Annotated in this window: 20 protein-coding genes; all 20 read left to right on the plus strand. The window is 52.3% G+C overall.

The genetic code is table 11. The features are described from left to right. Positions 1 to 297: 297 nt before the first annotated feature. The 20 genes from mnmG (at position 298) to phoU (ending at position 20,446) form a co-directional block, all read left to right on the plus strand. Complete coding sequence (gene mnmG, locus AC6I8R_RS00005; RefSeq protein WP_021183626.1) at positions 298 to 2,187, plus strand: tRNA uridine-5-carboxymethylaminomethyl(34) synthesis enzyme MnmG; 1,890 nt, start codon at positions 298 to 300, stop codon at positions 2,185 to 2,187. Between the two features lie 47 nt (positions 2,188 to 2,234). Continuing rightward, on the plus strand, positions 2,235 to 2,852 hold the full coding sequence (rsmG, locus tag AC6I8R_RS00010) for a 16S rRNA (guanine(527)-N(7))-methyltransferase RsmG (RefSeq protein ID WP_497831765.1): 618 nt from the start codon (positions 2,235 to 2,237) through the stop codon (positions 2,850 to 2,852). Positions 2,853 to 3,565: 713 nt separating this feature from the next. Then, the gene (gene atpI / locus AC6I8R_RS00015; RefSeq protein ID WP_021183628.1) at positions 3,566 to 3,946 is read left to right on the plus strand and encodes a F0F1 ATP synthase subunit I; all 381 of its coding nucleotides are present in this window, start codon (positions 3,566 to 3,568) and stop codon (positions 3,944 to 3,946) included. Between the two features lie 8 nt (positions 3,947 to 3,954). Then, the gene (gene atpB, locus AC6I8R_RS00020) at positions 3,955 to 4,773 is read left to right on the plus strand and encodes a F0F1 ATP synthase subunit A (RefSeq protein ID WP_013511097.1); all 819 of its coding nucleotides are present in this window, start codon (positions 3,955 to 3,957) and stop codon (positions 4,771 to 4,773) included. Positions 4,774 to 4,823: 50 nt separating this feature from the next. Then, positions 4,824 to 5,063: a F0F1 ATP synthase subunit C gene (gene atpE, locus AC6I8R_RS00025; protein ID WP_003849523.1), complete on the plus strand. Its 240-nt coding sequence runs from the start codon at positions 4,824 to 4,826 to the stop codon at positions 5,061 to 5,063. A 106-nt stretch (positions 5,064 to 5,169) separates the two neighbouring features. Beyond that, complete coding sequence (atpF, locus tag AC6I8R_RS00030; protein WP_013511098.1) at positions 5,170 to 5,640, plus strand: F0F1 ATP synthase subunit B; 471 nt, start codon at positions 5,170 to 5,172, stop codon at positions 5,638 to 5,640. A gap of 14 nt (positions 5,641 to 5,654) precedes the next feature. Further along, positions 5,655 to 6,188: a F0F1 ATP synthase subunit delta gene (gene atpH / locus AC6I8R_RS00035; RefSeq protein WP_013511099.1), complete on the plus strand. Its 534-nt coding sequence runs from the start codon at positions 5,655 to 5,657 to the stop codon at positions 6,186 to 6,188. A gap of 14 nt (positions 6,189 to 6,202) precedes the next feature. Further along, positions 6,203 to 7,744, plus strand: coding sequence for a F0F1 ATP synthase subunit alpha (gene atpA, locus AC6I8R_RS00040; RefSeq protein ID WP_013511100.1), 1,542 nt, complete (start codon positions 6,203 to 6,205; stop codon positions 7,742 to 7,744). A gap of 52 nt (positions 7,745 to 7,796) precedes the next feature. Further along, positions 7,797 to 8,663, plus strand: a complete 867-nt coding sequence (gene atpG, locus AC6I8R_RS00045; protein WP_021183630.1) for a F0F1 ATP synthase subunit gamma — start codon at positions 7,797 to 7,799, stop codon at positions 8,661 to 8,663. A 30-nt stretch (positions 8,664 to 8,693) separates the two neighbouring features. Then, positions 8,694 to 10,091: a F0F1 ATP synthase subunit beta gene (gene atpD / locus AC6I8R_RS00050; RefSeq protein WP_021183631.1), complete on the plus strand. Its 1,398-nt coding sequence runs from the start codon at positions 8,694 to 8,696 to the stop codon at positions 10,089 to 10,091. 24 nt (positions 10,092 to 10,115) lie between these two features. Next, positions 10,116 to 10,535, plus strand: a complete 420-nt coding sequence (locus AC6I8R_RS00055) for a F0F1 ATP synthase subunit epsilon (RefSeq protein ID WP_013511103.1) — start codon at positions 10,116 to 10,118, stop codon at positions 10,533 to 10,535. A gap of 235 nt (positions 10,536 to 10,770) precedes the next feature. Then, positions 10,771 to 12,141, plus strand: coding sequence for a bifunctional UDP-N-acetylglucosamine diphosphorylase/glucosamine-1-phosphate N-acetyltransferase GlmU (gene glmU, locus AC6I8R_RS00060; protein ID WP_021183632.1), 1,371 nt, complete (start codon positions 10,771 to 10,773; stop codon positions 12,139 to 12,141). Positions 12,142 to 12,285: 144 nt separating this feature from the next. Next, positions 12,286 to 14,115, plus strand: coding sequence for a glutamine--fructose-6-phosphate transaminase (isomerizing) (gene glmS, locus AC6I8R_RS00065; protein WP_497831766.1), 1,830 nt, complete (start codon positions 12,286 to 12,288; stop codon positions 14,113 to 14,115). Between the two features lie 262 nt (positions 14,116 to 14,377). After that, positions 14,378 to 15,262 (plus strand): DUF8812 domain-containing protein, encoded by an 885-nt coding sequence (locus AC6I8R_RS00070; protein ID WP_497831767.1) that lies wholly within the window; start codon positions 14,378 to 14,380, stop codon positions 15,260 to 15,262. Then, positions 15,259 to 15,675: a lysozyme inhibitor LprI family protein gene (locus AC6I8R_RS00075; protein ID WP_051337946.1), complete on the plus strand. Its 417-nt coding sequence runs from the start codon at positions 15,259 to 15,261 to the stop codon at positions 15,673 to 15,675. Before AC6I8R_RS00070 ends, AC6I8R_RS00075 begins: the two co-directional genes overlap by 4 nt. 249 nt (positions 15,676 to 15,924) lie before the next feature. Beyond that, positions 15,925 to 16,968 carry a phosphate ABC transporter substrate-binding protein PstS gene (pstS, locus tag AC6I8R_RS00080; RefSeq protein WP_036625694.1) on the plus strand — a complete coding sequence of 348 codons (1,044 nt, stop codon included), beginning with the start codon at positions 15,925 to 15,927 and terminating at the stop codon, positions 16,966 to 16,968. Positions 16,969 to 17,030: 62 nt separating this feature from the next. After that, positions 17,031 to 17,993: a phosphate ABC transporter permease PstC gene (pstC, locus tag AC6I8R_RS00085; protein WP_013511107.1), complete on the plus strand. Its 963-nt coding sequence runs from the start codon at positions 17,031 to 17,033 to the stop codon at positions 17,991 to 17,993. Continuing rightward, positions 17,990 to 18,877 (plus strand): phosphate ABC transporter permease PstA, encoded by an 888-nt coding sequence (gene pstA / locus AC6I8R_RS00090; RefSeq protein ID WP_021183637.1) that lies wholly within the window; start codon positions 17,990 to 17,992, stop codon positions 18,875 to 18,877. The genes pstC and pstA overlap by 4 nt, the downstream gene beginning before the upstream one ends. A 44-nt stretch (positions 18,878 to 18,921) precedes the next feature. Next, positions 18,922 to 19,695, plus strand: coding sequence for a phosphate ABC transporter ATP-binding protein PstB (gene pstB, locus AC6I8R_RS00095; RefSeq protein WP_021183638.1), 774 nt, complete (start codon positions 18,922 to 18,924; stop codon positions 19,693 to 19,695). A gap of 16 nt (positions 19,696 to 19,711) precedes the next feature. Further along, positions 19,712 to 20,446, plus strand: coding sequence for a phosphate signaling complex protein PhoU (phoU, locus tag AC6I8R_RS00100; protein ID WP_021183639.1), 735 nt, complete (start codon positions 19,712 to 19,714; stop codon positions 20,444 to 20,446). The last annotated feature ends 54 nt before the right edge of the window (positions 20,447 to 20,500 follow it).

Here is a 20,500-nt window from a genome sequence, read left to right on the forward strand (position 1 = left end):
TGATGCTTTTCTGAGCTGTGGGTAAGTCCCGCTTTTGATCTCAGCTTATACGGATCTGGATCACCGATCATTCACAGCAAACGATCCTGAGCAACCTGCTGTTGAATAACTGTTTTTCCGGGTTATCAACAGAGAGCGTCGATCCTAATAAGAGATCTAACAGGAAGATCATTCAAAGAATAAAGATCCTTTCTTTTAAACCCCAGGATCCCACGGCTTTCACCGCAGACAGAATTTCAGTAGAATCCACCGCCCAGGGCAATGATCCCTGTCCGAATATTAACGAGGTACCACTTCATGTTTTATCCAGATCCTTTTGACGTCATCGTAATTGGTGGTGGTCATGCGGGCACAGAAGCCGCAATGGCCGCTGCCCGAATGGGTCAGCAAACCCTGTTACTCACCCATGACATTGATAAGCTTGGACAAATGTCCTGTAACCCGGCGATCGGTGGCATCGGCAAAGGACACCTGGTGAAGGAAGTGGATGCCCTCGGCGGTTTGATGGCAACGGCAATCGACAAAGCAGGCATCCAGTTTAGGATACTAAACGCCAGCAAAGGCCCGGCGGTTCGCGCTACCCGTGCTCAGGCAGACCGTGTGCTTTATCGTCAGGCAGTCCGTACTGCGCTGGAGAATCAGCCTAACCTGATGATCTTCCAGCAGGCGGTTGATGATCTGATTGTGGAAAACGATCGCGTGGTCGGTGCTGTGACCCAAATGGGTCTGAAGTTTCGTGCCAAAACCGTGGTGCTGACCGTTGGAACCTTCCTTGACGGCAAAATTCATATCGGTATGGACAACTACAGCGGTGGCCGTGCGGGTGATCCGCCATCTATCCCGCTATCAAAACGTCTGCGAGCCCTGCCTCTGCGCGTAGGCCGTTTGAAAACCGGTACCCCGCCGCGCATTGATGCTCGCACCATCGACTTTAGCCAGTTGGCTCCGCAGCATGGCGACAACCCGATGCCGGTGTTCTCGTTCATGGGCAATGTGTCGCAGCATCCGCAGCAGGTACCGTGCTGGATCACCTATACCAACGAACAAACGCATGATGTGATCCGCAACAACCTCGATCGCAGCCCGATGTATGCCGGGGTGATCGAAGGGATCGGCCCGCGTTATTGCCCGTCGATCGAAGACAAAGTCATGCGCTTTGCCGATCGTAACGCACATCAGATCTTCCTGGAGCCGGAAGGGCTGACCAGCAACGAAATTTACCCGAACGGTATCTCGACCAGCCTGCCATTTGATGTGCAGATGCAAATCGTCCGTTCAATGAAAGGTCTGGAAAACGCGAAGATTGTCCGTCCGGGTTATGCCATCGAGTATGATTTCTTCGACCCACGCGATTTGAAACCGACGCTGGAAAGTAAATATATCCAGGGTCTGTTCTTTGCCGGCCAGATCAACGGCACCACCGGTTATGAAGAAGCGGCAGCCCAGGGGTTACTGGCTGGTCTGAACGCCGCCCGTCAGTCTGCGGACAAAGATGGTTGGGCACCGCGTCGCGATCAGGCTTATATGGGAGTGTTGGTTGACGATCTGTGTACGCTGGGGACGAAAGAACCCTACCGTATGTTTACCTCCCGTGCTGAATATCGTCTGATGCTGCGTGAAGACAACGCCGATCTGCGTCTGACCGAAGCCGGTCGCGAAATGGGTCTGGTGGATGATGCGCGTTGGGCGCGTTACAACCAGAAACTGGAAGCGATTGAGCTGGAACGCCAGCGTCTGCGCGATCAGTGGGTGCATCCGAAATCAGAAAACGTGGCGGAAGTGAACAGTATTCTCAGCGCACCGCTAACGAAAGAAGCCAGCGGTGAAGATTTACTGCGTCGCCCGGAAATGACTTACGCATTGCTGACGTCACTTAACAGCTATGGTCCGGCGCTGGCGGATGAACAGGCCGCTGAGCAGGTTGAGATCCAGGTGAAATACGAAGGTTACATTGCCCGCCAGCAGGAAGAAATTGATCGCCAGCAGCGCAATGAAAACACGTTACTGCCCACCGATCTTGATTACCGTCAGGTGAGTGGTTTGTCGAATGAAGTGATCGCAAAACTCAACGACCACAAACCCAGTTCGATCGGTCAGGCATCTCGCATTTCAGGCATTACGCCCGCTGCGATCTCCATTTTGCTGATTTACCTGAAAAAACAGGGTCTGCTGCGTAAAAGCGCATGATTTACCACGGGGCGGGCCGGCTCGCCCCCGTTAATGGAATTCTCGTCGTGATTAACAAACTCTCCGCGCTGCTGAAAGCGGCAAACATTTCCCTCTCCGATCAACAAAAACAACAACTGGTTGGTTATGTTGAGTTGCTGCATAAATGGAATAAGGCCTACAACCTGACATCGGTGCGCGATCCACAGCAAATGCTGGTACGCCATATTCTCGACAGTATTGTGGTTGAGCCGCATTTACAGGGGGGGCGCTTTATTGATGTGGGAACCGGACCTGGATTACCGGGTATTCCGCTGGCGATTGTGCGTCCACAAGCGCATTTTACCTTACTCGATAGTTTGGGTAAGCGCGTACGTTTCCTGCGTCAGGTTCAACATGAGTTAGGACTTACTAACGTTACCCCGGTGCAGAGCCGTGTGGAAGAGTTTCCGGCGGAGCCGCCTTTTGATGGCGTGATCAGCCGTGCTTTTGCTTCACTTGAGGATATGGTGAACTGGTGTCATCATTTGCCTTCGGCGCAAGGTCACTTCTACGCCCTGAAAGGCGTCCGCCCGGATGATGAAATTACAACCTTACCGGCGGGTTTTGTGGTGCAGCAGATTTATCCGTTGCAGGTGCCGGAACTGGACGGTGAGCGTCATTTGGTGGTCATTGCCCGGCAATAGCCCCTAAAATGGTATGGATTAATACCAATCCATACCATTTGAGTTACTCCACCGGGTGGATAAAAAAACAGCAATCGAACGCTGGACGATAAAGAGATTTATTCAGCAGGGCAGGGGAAGCGAGTTAACATTCCCGTTAGAAATTATCCGAAAAGCTCTGTTACATTTAACGTTTAATTCACATTTTATTATCAGTTAGATCACTTCTCTGGGTGTATTTACGGAAAACAATAGTCACGCCGGAAAATATAACTCTGCAATAAATCGGCGTACGTAATATCAGTTTTACGTTTTTATTGCGCCGGGAGATGTCAATAGAGTGTTTTTATCGTTAATCCAGTCGATGTGGCATGAATATAATTTTATCTTTCTGAAAAATATGAAGTTGCACCTGCTTTGAAATCGATATTTCTTTGTTCAAAACAAAATCACATCTTGCCCACATGCTTATAATGTGATCTGAAGCACGCTTTAAAAGCAAGCAGCAGGCGCAATTTCACCTGCTGAATCCCTCTATCCTGGATGTGAATCTTTTGAGAAATAGCCCTCCGGAAAGAAATTTAAATAATTGTTCACCTTTTCGCTACTTAGCGATTGAAATCGCAGGTGCGGCCCGTATAATTTGCACGGCTTTTGCTGCTTGACTCAAATGAGTAAAGGCAGTCTTATACGACACGCGACATACCCCGTTTGGGGCAGGAGAGTTCAGCACCATGTCAGTGTCTCTTTACAGTGTGAAATTGGCCCGAACCGTGCTGCTTATTCAGCTGGTGACTTTTGTCGTAATCGGTGCGTTGTTTACCCTGAAAGATGTCATCTGGGGTGCCTCCGCCATCGCCGGTGGAGTGGCAGCCTGGCTGCCGAATGTGTTGTTTATGTTTTTAGCCTGGCGCCTGCAGGGGCAAACACCGGCCAAAGGGCGCGTAGCCTGGAGCTTCGCCTTCGGTGAAGTGTTAAAGGTGTTCGCCACCATTATTTTTCTCATTGTGGCGTTGGGTGTGTTTGGAGCGGTCTTCTGGCCTCTCGCAATCACCTGGTTATCGGTGCTGGTGGTGCAGATCGTCGCACCGGCTGTAATTAACAACAAAGGGTAAGAGGCATCATGGCTGCAGGAGAAATCTCTACTCCGCAAGAATACATAGGTCACCACCTGAATAACCTTCAGCTGGACCTGCGTACTTTCGAGTTAGTGAATCCGCACGACGCTCCCGCGACGTTCTGGGTATTAAATATCGATTCCATGTTTTTCTCTCTGGTGCTGGGACTTATCTTCCTGGTGTTGTTCCGTAAAGTGGCAAAAAGCGCCACCAGCGGTGTGCCAGGGAAATTACAAGCGGCTATCGAACTGGTTGTCGGTTTCGTTGATAACAACGTGCGCGACATGTACCACGGTAAAAGCAAACTTATCGCCCCGCTGGCTCTGACGATTTTCGTCTGGGTCTTCCTGATGAACTTCATGGATCTGTTGCCTATCGACCTGCTGCCGTTTATCGGCGAGCACTATTTAGGCCTGCCGGCGCTGCGTGTCGTGCCGTCTGCAGACGTGAACATCACGCTGTCTATGGCGTTGGGCGTATTTATTTTGATTCTGTTCTACAGCATCAAAATGAAAGGTGTAGGTGGCTTCGCCAAAGAGCTGACGCTGCAGCCTTTTAATCACCCGATCTTCATCCCCATCAACCTGATTCTTGAAGGTGTTAGCCTGCTGTCCAAACCGGTTTCACTCGGTCTGCGACTGTTCGGCAACATGTATGCGGGTGAGCTGATCTTTATCCTGATTGCCGGTCTGCTGCCGTGGTGGTCGCAGTGGGTGTTAAATGTGCCGTGGGCCATTTTCCACATCCTGATTATTTCGCTGCAGGCTTTCATTTTCATGGTCCTCACGATCGTCTATCTGTCGATGGCATCTGAAGAACATTGATTTTTTATCTCAACTACTTAGCTTTTAACTGAAACAAACTGGAGACTGTCATGGAAAACCTGAATATGGATCTGCTGTACATGGCTGCCGCTGTGATGATGGGCCTGGCGGCAATCGGTGCTGCGATCGGTATCGGCATCCTCGGAGGTAAATTCCTGGAAGGCGCAGCGCGTCAGCCGGATCTGATTCCTCTGCTGCGCACGCAGTTCTTTGTTGTAATGGGTCTGGTGGATGCTATCCCGATGATCGCTGTTGGTCTGGGTCTCTACGTGATGTTTGCTGTCGCCTAAAGCCTGTAGCCTTGTTTCTCACGGCACCCGGTGTGGTGAGAAACGGATTCTGCCGCTTATCATTGATAACGGCAGAGCAAGTTAACTTAATAAGAGGCATTGTGCTGTGAACATTAATGCAACAATCCTCGGCCAGGCCATCGCGTTCATCCTGTTTGTCGCGTTTTGCATGAAGTACGTATGGCCGCCGATTATGGCTGCCATCGAAAAGCGTCAGAAAGAAATTGCTGACGGCCTTGCTTCTGCTGAACGCGCGAAGAAAGATTTGGATCTCGCGCAGGCCAATGCGACCGACCAGCTGAAAAAAGCCAAAGAAGAAGCCCAGGTCATTATCGAGCAGGCGAACAAACGCCGTGCGCAGATTCTGGACGAAGCGAAAACTGAAGCCGAAACTGAACGTAACCGCATCGTGGCGCAGGCGCAGGCAGAAATCGAAGCCGAGCGTTCGCGTGCCCGTGAAGAGCTGCGTAAGCAAGTCGCGTTGCTGGCATTAGCTGGCGCCGAGAAGATCATCGAACGTTCCGTGGATGAAGCTGCTAACAGCGACATCGTTGATAAACTGGTCGCTGAACTGTAAGGAGGGAGGGGCTGATGTCTGAACTGATTACTGTAGCTCGCCCCTACGCCAAAGCAGCTTTTGACTTTGCTGTTGAGCATCAAAGTATTGAACGCTGGCAAAATATGCTGGCGTTTGCCGCAGAAGTGGCTGGCAACGAACAGATGGCAGATCTCCTTGCTGGTGCCTTAGCACCAGAAGCTTTATCTGCTTCTTTCATCGCAGTCTGTGGTGATCAACTGGATGAATACGCCCAGAACCTGATTAAGGTGATGGCGGAAAACGGACGTTTGACAGCGCTTCCGGCTGTACTGGAACAGTTCATTCAACTGCGTGACGCTCACGAAGCGACAGCCGAAGTTGATGTGATTTCTGCCAGTACGCTGAGTGACAGCCAGCTGACCAAAATCAGCGCCGCGATGGAAAAACGTCTGTCACGCAAAGTTAAGCTGAATTGCAAAATTGATAAGTCTGTAATGGCAGGCGTGGTCATCCGTGCGGGTGATCTGGTGATTGATGGCAGCGTGCGCGGCCGTCTTGAGCGTCTGGCAGACGTCTTGCAGTCTTAAGGGGACTGGAGCATATGCAACTGAATTCCACCGAAATCAGCGAACTGATCAAGCAGCGCATTGCTCAGTTCAATGTCGTGAGCGAAGCTCACAATGAAGGTACTATTGTTTCTGTAAGTGACGGTATCATCCGCGTACACGGCCTGGCCGATGTCATGCAGGGTGAAATGATTGCCCTGCCGGGTAACCGTTACGCTATCGCCCTGAACCTCGAGCGTGACTCTGTAGGTGCGGTGGTGATGGGGCCGTACGCTGACCTCGCCGAAGGCATGAAGGTTAAGTGTACTGGCCGTATTCTGGAAGTGCCGGTTGGTCGTGGCCTGCTGGGCCGCGTAGTGAACACCCTGGGTGCTCCGATCGACGGTAAAGGCGCAATCGACAACGACGGCTTCTCGCCGGTTGAAGTGATTGCACCGGGCGTTATCGACCGTCAGTCCGTTGATGAGCCGGTTCAGACTGGTTACAAATCTGTCGATGCGATGATTCCAATCGGCCGTGGCCAGCGTGAGCTGATCATCGGTGACCGTCAGACCGGTAAAACCGCGATGGCGATCGATGCCATCATCAACCAGCGCGATTCAGGCATCAAATGCGTGTACGTTGCGATTGGTCAGAAAGCCTCTACCATCTCTAACGTGGTACGTAAGCTGGAAGAGCATGGCGCACTGGCTAACACCATCGTCGTTGTCGCTTCTGCTTCTGAATCTGCTGCTCTGCAATACCTGGCACCGTATGCGGGTTGCGCAATGGGCGAATACTTCCGTGACCGCGGTGAAGATGCGCTGATCGTGTACGATGACCTGTCCAAGCAGGCCGTTGCTTACCGTCAGATTTCTCTGCTGCTGCGTCGTCCGCCGGGTCGTGAAGCATTCCCTGGCGACGTGTTCTACCTCCACTCTCGTCTGCTGGAGCGTGCATCACGCGTAACCGCTGATTACGTTGAGCGTTTCACCAATGGTGAAGTGAAAGGTAAGACCGGCTCACTGACTGCACTGCCGATTATCGAAACTCAGGCGGGTGACGTTTCTGCGTTCGTTCCGACCAACGTGATTTCAATCACCGATGGTCAGATCTTCCTGGAATCTAACCTGTTCAACTCCGGTATTCGTCCGGCAGTTAACCCGGGTATCTCGGTATCCCGTGTTGGTGGCGCTGCTCAGACCAAGATCATCAAGAAACTGTCTGGTGGTATCCGTACCGCACTGGCACAGTATCGTGAACTGGCTGCGTTCTCTCAGTTCGCTTCCGATCTGGATGATGCGACTCGTAAACAGCTGAGCCACGGTCAGAAAGTGACCGAGCTGCTGAAACAGAAACAGTATGCGCCGATGTCCGTTGCGCAGCAGGGTCTGGTGCTGTTTGCTGCAGAGCGCGGCTTCCTGAACGACGTTGAGCTGGCAAAAATTGGTAGCTTCGAAGCAGCGCTGCTGGCGTTTGCTGACCGCGACCACGCTGAGCTGATGGCTGAAATCAATCAGGCGGGTAACTACAACAACGAAATCGAAGAGAAGCTGAAAGGCCTCCTCGAAACGTTTAAAGCAACCCAGTCCTGGTAATGTCTGGCGGCTTGTCTGAAAAGGCAGGCCGCAAGGCTTTGAGGAGAAGCTAATGGCCGGCGCAAAAGAGATACGTACCAAGATCGGAAGCGTGAAAAACACGCAGAAGATCACCAAAGCGATGGAAATGGTCGCCGCCTCCAAGATGCGTAAAACGCAGGAACGCATGGCGGCCAGCCGTCCGTATGCAGATACCATGCGCAAAGTGATTGGTCACCTTGCGTTAGGCAATCTGGAATACAAGCACCCTTACCTGGATGAGCGCGACGTTAAGCGCGTCGGCTACCTGGTCGTTTCGACTGACCGCGGGCTTTGTGGTGGTTTGAACATTAACCTGTTCAAAAAAGTGCTGGCAGAAATGAAAGCCTGGACTGATAAAGGCGTACAGAGCGATCTGGCGATTATCGGCTCAAAAGGGCTTGGTTTCTTCGGTTCTGTTGGTGGCAACATCGTGGCGCAGGTCACAGGCATGGGTGATAAACCTTCACTGTCTGAACTGATCGGCCCGGTAAAAGTGATGTTGCAGGCTTATGATGAAGGCCGTATCGACAAGCTGTATATCGTCAGCAACAAATTTAATAACACCATGTCTCAGACTCCGACCATTACCCAACTGCTGCCGTTACCGCCAGCGGAAGGTGAAGAAGAGATGAAGGCGAAGACCTGGGATTACCTGTACGAACCCGATCCGAAGGCGCTGCTGGATACTCTGCTGCGTCGTTATGTCGAATCGCAGGTTTATCAGGGTGTGGTGGAAAACCTGGCCAGTGAGCAGGCCGCACGTATGGTGGCGATGAAAGCCGCAACCGATAACGGCGGAAATCTGATCAAAGAGCTGCAGTTGGTTTACAACAAAGCTCGTCAGGCCAGCATCACCCAGGAACTTACCGAGATCGTCTCGGGAGCCTCCGCGGTTTAACCAGGTTTGGAATTAGGTAGAGGATTCAAGATGGCAGCTGGAAAGATTGTCCAGATTATCGGCGCCGTAGTTGACGTCGAATTCCCTCAGGATGCCGTACCGCAAGTGTACAGCGCTCTTGAGGTTAAGAATGGTGATGCTCGTCTGGTGCTGGAAGTTCAGCAGCAGCTGGGTGGTGGCGTGGTTCGTACCATCGCCATGGGTTCTTCTGACGGCCTGAAGCGCGGTCTGGAAGTAGCCGACCTGAAAAAACCGATCCAGGTTCCGGTTGGTAAAGCAACCCTCGGCCGTATCATGAACGTGCTGGGTGAGCCGATCGACATGAAAGGCGACCTGGTTGAAGAAGACGGCAGCGCAGTAGAGGTTTCCTCTATTCACCGCGCCGCGCCTTCTTATGAAGATCAGTCTAACTCGCAGGAACTGCTGGAAACCGGCATCAAGGTTATCGACCTGATGTGTCCGTTCGCTAAGGGCGGTAAAGTCGGTCTGTTCGGTGGTGCGGGTGTTGGTAAAACCGTAAACATGATGGAGCTGATCCGTAACATCGCGGCTGAGCACTCAGGTTACTCGGTATTTGCTGGTGTGGGTGAGCGTACTCGTGAGGGTAACGACTTCTACCACGAAATGACTGACTCCAACGTTATCGACAAAGTAGCGCTGGTGTATGGCCAGATGAACGAGCCGCCGGGTAACCGTCTGCGCGTAGCACTGACCGGTCTGACCATGGCGGAGAAATTCCGTGATGAAGGCCGTGACGTTCTGCTGTTCATCGACAACATCTATCGTTACACCCTGGCCGGTACAGAAGTATCTGCACTGCTGGGTCGTATGCCTTCAGCGGTAGGTTATCAGCCGACGCTGGCTGAAGAGATGGGTGTGTTGCAGGAGCGTATTACCTCCACTAAGACGGGTTCAATCACCTCCGTACAGGCCGTTTACGTCCCTGCGGATGACTTGACTGACCCGTCTCCGGCGACCACCTTCGCCCACTTAGACTCAACCGTAACGCTGAGCCGTCAGATCGCATCTCTGGGTATCTACCCGGCCGTTGACCCGCTGGATTCTACCAGCCGTCAGCTGGATCCGCTGATCGTTGGTCAGGAGCACTACGATGTTGCGCGTGGCGTGCAGTCTCTGCTGCAGCGTTACCAGGAACTGAAAGACATCATCGCCATCCTCGGTATGGACGAGCTGTCTGAAGACGACAAACTGCTGGTGGCACGCGCACGTAAGATTCAGCGCTTCCTGTCTCAGCCGTTCTTCGTTGCTGAAGTCTTCACCGGTTCTCCGGGTAAGTACGTAACGCTGAAAGACACCATCCGTGGCTTCAAAGGCATCATGGAAGGCGAATTCGACCATCTGCCAGAGCAGGCTTTCTACATGGTTGGCGCGATCGACGAAGCCGTGGAAAAAGCGAAGAAACTGTAATAACGGTTTCCCGGGAGGAATGATATGGCTATGACTTATCACCTGGATGTTGTCAGCGCGGAGCAACAAATGTTCTCCGGTCTGGTGCAGAAAATCCAGGTGTCAGGTAGCGAAGGTGAGCTGGGGATTTACCCTGGTCACGCCCCGCTCCTGACTGCCATCAAGCCTGGTATGATTCGCATCGTTAAACAGCACGGCGAAGAGGAGTATATCTACCTCTCTGGCGGCGTGCTGGAAGTTCAGCCGGGCAGCACCACCGTTCTGGCCGACACCGCGATTCGTGGTGAAGACCTCGACGAAGCGCGCGCGCTGGAAGCGAAACGTAAAGCAGAAGAACACATGAGCAGCAGCCACGGCGACGTGGACTATGCTCAGGCCTCTGCCGAACTGGCGAAAGCTATCGCGAAGCTGCGTGTTATCGAGCTGACCAAAAAAGCGATGTAATCAGGCTTTATGCGTCACGAAGTGCCAGCCCATTGGGCTGGCATTTTTTTTGCCTGCACGTTGATCCCTGCGAATTTTCGTAGCGGCGCGATTTATCGCGCAATTCCGTGCGCAATGCCGGAAAGACGCGCGATAAATCGCGCCGCTACATCCTCTAATTTCGATCCGAGAAAAATGTAGTAATCTCAGAGGTAAACCTTAAACTTTCGAAAGCTAAAACAGAGTCAGGATAGTTATGTCTACAAGTGCGATGAGTGTGGTGATTCTTGCCGCTGGCAAGGGCACCCGTATGTATTCCGATCTCCCCAAAGTTCTGCATACCCTGGCAGGAAAACCCATGGTCCAGCATGTAATTGATGCTGCAACCGGGTTGGGCGCACAGCAAATCCATCTGGTTTACGGACACGGCGGCGATCAACTTAAAGCTCAGCTTTCTGGTAACACTCTGAATTGGGTGTTACAGGCGCAACAGCTTGGCACCGGGCATGCGATGCAGCAGGCAGCCCCCTGGTTCGCAGATGATGAAGACATTGTGATGCTGTACGGCGACGTGCCGTTGATCTCCCTGGAAACGTTGCAGCGCCTGCGTAGCGCTAAACCTGCGGGTGGCATCGGTCTGCTCACCGTGGTGCTCGACAATCCCACCGGCTATGGCCGCATCGTGCGTGAAAACGACACCATTACCGGGATCGTGGAACAAAAAGATGCTTCGCCCGAACAACTGAAGATTCAGGAGATTAACACCGGCATCCTGATTGCTAACGGTGGTGATCTCAAACGCTGGCTGTCGCAGTTGAATAACAACAACGCGCAAGGCGAGTTCTATATCACCGACATTATTGCGATGGCACATCAGGAAGGGCGTCTGGTGCAGGCTGTCCATCCGGCGCGCATCAGCGAAACCGACGGTGTAAATAATCGCCTGCAACTGGCAGCGTTGGAACGTGCTTACCAGGCTGAACAGGCCGAGAAACTGTTGTTGGCAGGTGTGATGCTGCGTGACCCGGCTCGTTTCGATCTGCGTGGCACGTTAAAACACGGACGCGATGTTGAAATCGATACCAATGTGATTATCGAAGGCGACGTCACCCTCGGCGATCGGGTGAAAATTGCGGCGGGTTGTATCATCAAAAACAGCGTGATTGCTGATGATTGTGAAATCAGCGCGTATTCGGTGATCGAGGATGCCAATCTGGCCGCGGCTTGTACCGTTGGTCCGTTTGCTCGTTTGCGCCCTGGAAGCGAACTGGGAGAGAAGGCTCACGTTGGCAACTTCGTTGAAATGAAGAAAGCCACCCTTGGAAAAGGTTCCAAAGCCGGTCACCTCTCCTATCTTGGCGACGCGGAGATTGGCGACGATGTGAATATCGGCGCTGGCACCATCACCTGTAATTACGATGGCGCGAATAAATCTAAAACCATCATTGGCGACAACGTGTTTGTGGGTTCCGATACCCAGCTGGTGGCTCCGGTGACTGTCGCCAGTGGCGCGACAATTGCGGCGGGCACCACGGTGATGAAAGACGTACCCGCCGCCGTTCTGGTTTACAACCGCAAAGAACAGAACCAGAAAGCGGGCTGGAAGCGCCCGGAAAAGAAAAAGTAATTTTTAATGGCCGACAAAGATCGGCCTGTTAGCAGTAAATATAACTACATCCCCACTCTCTACAAGGCTCGGGGAACCGGCGATGCCGGATATCAGGTCAGATGACAACGCAATGGCCGAAAGCCATGAAGTCAGGAAACTATTATGTGTGGAATTGTTGGTGCAGTAGCACAGCGCGACATCGCAGAAATTCTGCTGGAAGGTCTGCGTCGTCTTGAGTATCGCGGTTACGATTCGGCGGGTTTGGCCGTCGTTGATCGTCAAGGCCATGTGACGCGTCTGCGTCGCCTGGGCAAAGTGCAAAAGTTGGCAGAAGCGGCGGAACAGCAGCCGTTAATTGGCGGCACCGGTATTGCTCATACCCGTTGGGCTACCCACGGTGAACCCTCAGAAGCCAATGCGCATCCGCATATCTCTGAGCACATCATCATTGTGCATAACGGCATCATTGAGAACCATGAACCGTTGCGTGCGCAGCTGATTGAGCGCGGTTACTCATTCGCGTCAGAAACTGACACCGAAGTGGTGGCACATCTGGTGCACTGGGAACAGAAGCAAGGCGGTTCGCTGCGTGAAGTGGTGCTGCGGGTGATTCCGCAACTGCGCGGCGCCTATGGCATGGTGATTATGGACAGCCGCGATCCCTCCGTGCTGGTGGCTGCGCGTTCCGGTAGCCCGCTGGTGGTAGGCCGTGGCGTCGGCGAAAACTTTATCGCTTCCGATCAGCTGGCACTGCTGCCGGTGACACGCCGCTTCATCTATCTGGAAGAGGGCGATATCGCTGAGATTACCCGCCGCGAAGTGACTATTGTCGATCGCAATGGCGCGCCGGTGACTCGCGCCGAGATCGAATCTAACGTCCAGTATGATGCCGGTGACAAAGGGATTTACCGTCACTACATGCAGAAAGAGATTTATGAACAGCCGATGGCGATCAAAAACACCTTAACCGGTCGTTTCAGCCACGGTGAAGTCGATCTCAGCGAGCTTGGCCCACAAGCGGAAGCTCTGTTGAGCAAAGTTGAGCATATCCAGATTATCGCCTGCGGCACCTCATACAACTCCGGTATGGTTTCACGTTACTGGTTCGAATCACTGGCAAACATTCCCTGCGATGTCGAAATTGCCTCTGAATTCCGCTATCGCAAATCGGCGGTGCGTAAAAACAGCCTGCTGATCACCCTGTCACAGTCCGGTGAAACTGCCGATACGCTGGCCGCGCTGCGTCTGTCGAAAGAGCTGGGCTATCTGGGTTCTCTGGCTATCTGTAACGTGGCGGGGTCGTCGCTGGTACGTGAATCCGATTTGTCACTGATGACCAAAGCGGGTACCGAGATCGGGGTAGCCTCCACCAAAGCCTTTACCACGCAGCTCACCGTGTTGTTGATGCTGGTAGCGAAACTGGGCCGCCTGCATGGCATGTCTGCTGATACCGAACACGAGATTGTCCATGGGTTACAGGCGCTGCCGAGCCGCATTGAGCAGATGCTGGCGCAGGATAAGGTGATCGAAAACCTGGCAGAAGGTTTCTCTGACAAGCATCATGCATTGTTCCTTGGCCGTGGTGATCAGTATCCGATCGCCATGGAAGGCGCGTTGAAGCTGAAAGAGATCTCCTATATCCACGCTGAAGCCTACGCGGCCGGGGAGTTGAAACATGGCCCGCTGGCGCTGATTGACGCCGATATGCCAGTAATCGTGGTAGCACCGAATAACGAACTGCTGGAGAAGCTGAAGTCCAACATCGAAGAGGTGCGTGCACGCGGCGGTCTGCTGTATGTATTTGCCGATCAGGATGCAGGTTTTAGCGACAGCGATGGCATGAAGATTATCTCTCTGCCGCATGTGGAAGAGGTGATTGCGCCAATCTTCTACACCGTGCCGCTGCAACTTCTGTCCTACCATGTCGCGTTGATTAAAGGCACCGATGTCGATCAACCGCGTAACCTGGCGAAATCAGTGACTGTTGAATAGGGCTGCTATTAGCTAATCTGATCCAGATTATTTAAGGGTTATGCATTTTCAAATGCATAACCTTTTTTGTTTGTGACATGAGGGCGGAATAGTTTTGTTCTCATCATTGATGCACTGCTTCCATTGTAAAATCTATTCATTCTTTATATAAAAATTAGTTTCTGCATAAAATTATTTATCAATGGATGGTTATTGTGTGTTTATTGACAGCAAATGATTTTTATTGGGATAATTTGCGATATTTCATATCAAAGGACATGGTATGCACTTATCTTCATCGGTAGGTATTAAAGGAAGAAATGCTGCTTCTGATGTCAGAGCGGTGCAGCAGTATTTAAAAAGCATCGGTTATTCCTGGCTAAAAGTTGATGGATTAGTCGGTATCAATACCATCAAAGCCATAAAGATTTTTCAGTCCAGGTTTATGACTCATCCTGATGGCCGCATTGATATTGGTGGGCTGACTTTAAGGCGGATGACACAATCACCGGAAAGGAACATCCCCCACCCCCCAGCCAACAGTCATCCTGAATGGAACAGAAGCGATTTCTTCGGTCGCTTAACGGTGAGTGAAGGTCAGGTCACCTTCGACGCAGAAGGAAATGACCAACCGGCAAGTCTGTACTTTAGCCGTCATATTCACTGGCCTGGTGGTGTATCGGGTGTGACGATTGGTCGTGGCTATGATATGGGCGATAGATCGTATCAATCGATCATCAGTGATTTCATCAGGGCGGGGATTGACAGGCAACAGGGGGAATTCATTGCCTCTGCATATGGAAAGAAGGGTAATGCCGCTGATGCTTTTGTCAAAAGCTATCGCCATGCCTGTGGCATTATTTCGCGTGAATCTCAGGCTCGCCTGTTCGAACTTATTTACCCATCCTATGCTTCACGCGCGTGCAAAATCTATGAGTCTTATGCTGCGGTGGTTCAACACGCGACGCCATGGCCGAGTTTACATAAAGCCATCCGTGAGATTATTGTGGATCTTGTTTATCAGGGACTGGGATATCGCACGGTTCTTGAACCTTGCATGGCAAATGACTTCGATTCACTGATCCATTTTATTGAAACCGATCATCGTACTCGGAGATACGAAAGAGGTCGCCAGCGTGCAAATTATTTACGGAGAAACAGGAATTGATTCATATAAAACATCTCGCTTTTTTATCGATAGTCTGCGGTATTTTCTCCAGCAACATGGCCTGGGCCGACGATTGTGATAACGCCGCAAATGATACTGAAGTTCATCAATGTCTGGAAAATAAGAAAGACAATGCGGAAAAAGTTCTTAATGCTGAGTACGCTAAAGCAAAAGATCGTATAAAGCAGGGGCTACGTGACTCACCTTCTGACACCGAGGCTTATCTGGACATTTTTGTCAAAGCGCAGCGTAGCTGGCTGGACTTAAGAAAGTATCAGTGTGAGATGGAGGCTTTTGGTGCCGATAAATCCAAAAATCCATACCTTGATGCTATCAATGATTGCACCGCCAAAATGGATAATGAAAGAACACATATCCTGATGCAGATCCCTTATGATGGTCTGAGTGGTTAGGCTAATGTGAAGCAAACGGGGCTGATGTGTGCCGACTCGACACATTAGCTCCGCCACAGAAAAACAATCTTAACAGCCTGTTATACAACGTCTCGTCGTCTTATACCGGAGTCGGTACCTTTGTCATAAAACTGTCATATTTCGTACATTTGACTGTCATCAAACTGTCCTATTTTCCCTCCAGCAGCAATCAATGACTCTTACTAAAATGGCATAGAGCCTGATTTTTTTAACTCCCCTGGAGGGAACATGACACTGATGCGTAGCACCGTAGCCCGAATCCTCGCCGCCACCTTCGCAGTAAGCGCGGTCTCTGCTTTTGCAGCAACCGATCTGACTGGCGCAGGCGGGACGTTCCCGGCACCGGTTTATGCCAAGTGGGCAGCAGAATATCAGCAAGCCACCGGTAGCAAAGTAAACTATCAGGGTATTGGTTCTTCGGGCGGCGTGAAGCAAATCATCGCCAAAACCGTCGATTTCGGTGCGTCAGATGCGCCGATGAAAGATGAAGATCTGCAAAAAAATGGCCTGTTCCAGTTCCCGACCGTGATCGGTGGTGTGGTTCTGGCGGTTAACATCCCTGGCGTGAAGTCTGGTCAGCTGACCCTCGACGGTAAAACCGTTGGTGACATTTACCTGGGCAATATCAAAAAGTGGAACGATCCGGCGATCACCAAACTGAACCCGGGCGTGAAACTGCCAGATACCAACATCAACGTGGTACGCCGCGCTGACGGTTCCGGTACCTCTTTCGTCTTCACCAGCTACCTGTCTAAAGTGAACGAAGAGTGGAACAGCAAAATTGGTAAAGGCAACACCGTAAACTGGCCGACCGGTCTGGGCGGTAAAGGTAACGACGGCGTGGCGGCATTCGTCCAGCGTCTGCCGGGTTCAATCGGCTACGTCGAGTACGCGTATGCCAAGCAGAACAACCTGACTTACACCAAGTTGCACGATGCTGACGGCAAAGCTGTGGCACCGAGCGAAACCAGCTTTGCTAACGCGGCCAAAGGCGCGAACTGGAGCGAATCTTTTGCCCAGGACCTGACTTTCCAGAAAGGCAACGATGCATGGCCGATCACTTCCACCACCTTCATCCTGGTTTATAAAGATCAGGCAAATGCAGAGAAAGGTAGCGAAGTGCTGAAGTTCTTCGACTGGGCTTACAAAAATGGTGGAAAAACGGCGACCAGCCTGGATTACGCAGCTCTGCCAGAAAGCGTGACCACGCAGATTCGTGATGCCTGGAAAGCCAACATCAAAGATTCTTCCGGCAAAGCGCTGTACAAGTAAGTGAATGACCTGGCCAGCCGACAGGCTGGCCACCCTGACTTCCCCTGAGAACAGAGACTTCTATGGCTGCCACTAAGCCGACGTTTAAAGCCCCTGGCAAACAAGGTGACATGATCTTCGGCGCGCTGGTGAAACTGGCTGCGCTGATTGTGTTATTGCTGCTGGGTGGCATCATCGTCTCCCTGATTTTCTCCTCCTGGCCCAGTATCCAGAAATTTGGTTTCTCATTCCTGTGGACCAAGACCTGGGATGCGCCTAACGAACAATTTGGTGCGCTGGTGCCGATTTACGGTACCGTCGTAACCTCGCTGATTGCGCTGATCATCGCCGTTCCGGTGAGCTTCGGTATCGCCCTGTTTCTGACGGAACTGGCGCCAGGCTGGCTGCGTCGTCCACTCGGCACCGCAATCGAGCTGCTGGCGGCTATCCCCAGCATCGTCTATGGCATGTGGGGCCTGTTTATTTTTGCGCCACTCTTTGCCGAGTACTTCCAGACGCCGGTTGGCGACATCATGTCGAATATCCCGATTGTAGGTGCGCTGTTCTCCGGCCCGGCTTTTGGGATCGGTATCCTGGCGGCAGGCGTTATCCTCGCCATCATGATCATCCCGTACATTGCTTCGGTGATGCGTGATGTGTTCGAACAGACCCCGGTGATGATGAAAGAGTCGGCCTACGGCATTGGCTGCACCACCTGGGAAGTAATTTGGCGCATCGTGTTGCCCTTCACCAAAAACGGTGTGATTGGTGGTGTGATGCTCGGTCTGGGCCGTGCATTGGGTGAGACGATGGCGGTGACCTTTATCATCGGTAACACCTACCAGCTCGACAGCGCATCGCTGTTTATGCCGGGCAACAGCATCACCTCGGCACTGGCGAATGAATTTGCTGAGGCAGAATCCGGTGTCCATGTGGCGGCATTGATGGAGTTGGGGCTGATCCTGTTTGTCATCACCTTTATCGTGCTGGCGATCTCCAAACTGATGATTTTGCGTTTGGCGAAAAGTGAAGGAGCCCGGTCATGACAACCATTGAATTGCAGGCCCGCGCTGAACTGGAAGCCTCGCGTCGCAAAATGCAGGCATGGCGCAGCACCAAAAATAAAATCGCGCTGACCCTGTCGCTGCTGACGATGGCATTTGGTCTGTTCTGGCTGATCTGGATCCTGTTTACCACCATTTCCCGTGGTATTGATGGCCTTTCCTGGTCGCTGTTTACTGAATCTACCCCGCCACCCAATACCGCTGGCGGTGGCCTGGCGAACGCCCTCGCAGGCAGTGGTTTACTGATTTTCTGGTCAACCTTCTTTGGCACACCGCTGGGCATCATGGCGGGGATCTACCTTGCCGAATATGGTCGCAAGCACTGGCTGGCAGAGGTGATTCGTTTTATTAACGATATCCTGCTGTCTGCACCGTCAATTGTGGTGGGGTTGTTCGTTTACACCATCGTGGTGGCGCAGATGCAGCACTTCTCCGGTTGGGCAGGCGTGGTGGCACTGGCGTTGTTGCAGATTCCCATCGTGATCCGTACCACTGAGAATATGCTGCGTCTGGTGCCTGATAGCATGCGTGAAGCCGCTTATGCGCTGGGGACGCCGAAATGGAAGATGATTTCAGCTATCACCCTCAAGGCCTCAGTCTCCGGCATTATCACCGGTGTGCTGCTGGCGATTGCGCGTATTGCCGGTGAAACCGCACCGTTGCTGTTTACTGCGCTGTCGAACCAGTTCTGGAGCACCGACATGATGCAGCCGATCGCCAACCTGCCAGTCACCATCTTTAAATTTGCCATGAGTCCCTTTGCGGAATGGCAAAGCCTGGCGTGGGCGGGTGTGCTGATCATCACCCTGTGCGTATTGCTGCTGAACATCCTGGCACGCGTGATTTTCGCTAAGAGCAAACACTAATTTCCCGGCGCGGCTATGGCAGCGCGGTACATGAGAGACGAGCAATGAGTATGGCAACTTCTTCTGCCGGCAAAATTCAGGTGCGCAATCTGAACTTCCATTACGGGAAATTCCATGCGCTGAAAAACATCAATCTGGACATCGCAAAGAACCAGGTCACCGCGTTTATCGGGCCATCCGGCTGTGGTAAATCGACCCTGCTGCGCACCTTCAATAAAATGTATTCGCTCTACCCTGAGCAGCGTGCAGAAGGTGAAATTCTGTTGGATGGGGACAATATTCTGGCGTCAAGCCAGGATATTGCCCTGCTGCGCGCCCGTGTGGGCATGGTGTTCCAGAAACCTACGCCGTTCCCGATGTCGATTTACGACAACATCGCGTTTGGTGTCCGTCTGTTTGAAAAGCTGTCGCGTGCTGATATGGATGAGCGCGTGCAGTGGGCGCTGACGAAAGCAGCGCTGTGGAATGAAACCAAAGACAAGCTCCATCAGAGTGGTTACAGTCTCTCCGGCGGTCAGCAGCAGCGTTTGTGCATCGCTCGCGGCATTGCGATTCGCCCGGAAGTGTTGCTGCTGGATGAGCCATGCTCGGCGCTGGATCCCATCTCCACGGGCCGTATCGAAGAGTTGATCACCGAGCTGAAGCAGGATTACACCGTGGTGATTGTGACCCACAACATGCAACAGGCGGCGCGCTGTTCCGATCATACCGCCTTTATGTATCTGGGTGAGCTGATTGAATTCAGCGATACCGATACGCTGTTTACCAAGCCAGCGCAAAAGCAGACAGAAGACTACATTACCGGTCGTTACGGCTGATTTGACGGAGACGCACATGGATAATTTAAATCTGAACAAACATATCTCCGGTCAGTTCAACGCTGAGCTGGAACACATTCGCACTCAGGTGATGATCATGGGTGGCATGGTGGAGCAGCAGCTTACCGACGCCATTACCGCGATGCATAACCAGGATGGCGATCTGGCGCAGCGAGTCATCGACGGCGACCAGAAGGTCAACATGATGGAAGTGGAGATTGATGAAGCCTGCGTGCGCATCATCGCCAAACGCCAGCCTACCGCCAGCGATTTACGTCTGGTGATGGCGATCATCAAGACCATCTCTGAGCTGGAACGTATTGGGGACGTGGCGGAAAAAATCAGCCGCACCGCGCTGGAGAAATTTAGCCAGCAACATCTGCCGCTGCTGGTGAGCCTGGAATCACTCGGTCACCATACCGTACAGATGCTGCATGACGTGCTGGATGCTTTTGCGCGCATGGATCTCAACGCGGCGATCGATATCTATCGCGAAGACAAGAAGGTGGATAAAGAGTACGAGGGTATTGTGCGTCAGTTAATGACCTACATGATGGAAGACCCGCGTACTATCCCCAGCGTACTGACTGCGCTGTTCTGTGCCCGTGCCATTGAGCGTATCGGTGACCGCTGCCAGAACATCTGTGAGATCATCTTCTATTTTGTGAAGGGCCAGGATTTCCGTCATGTTGGCGGCGACAAGCTGGATGAGTTGTTGTCCGGCGACGATGGCAGCAACAAACCTTCCTGATAACCCCGTGGCTGCTGGTTTTACTGGCAGCCATCTCCATTTCTGATTGGTCTC

The sequence above is a fragment of the Pantoea sp. X-Soil-OKNW-713 genome (genome assembly GCF_059730685.1).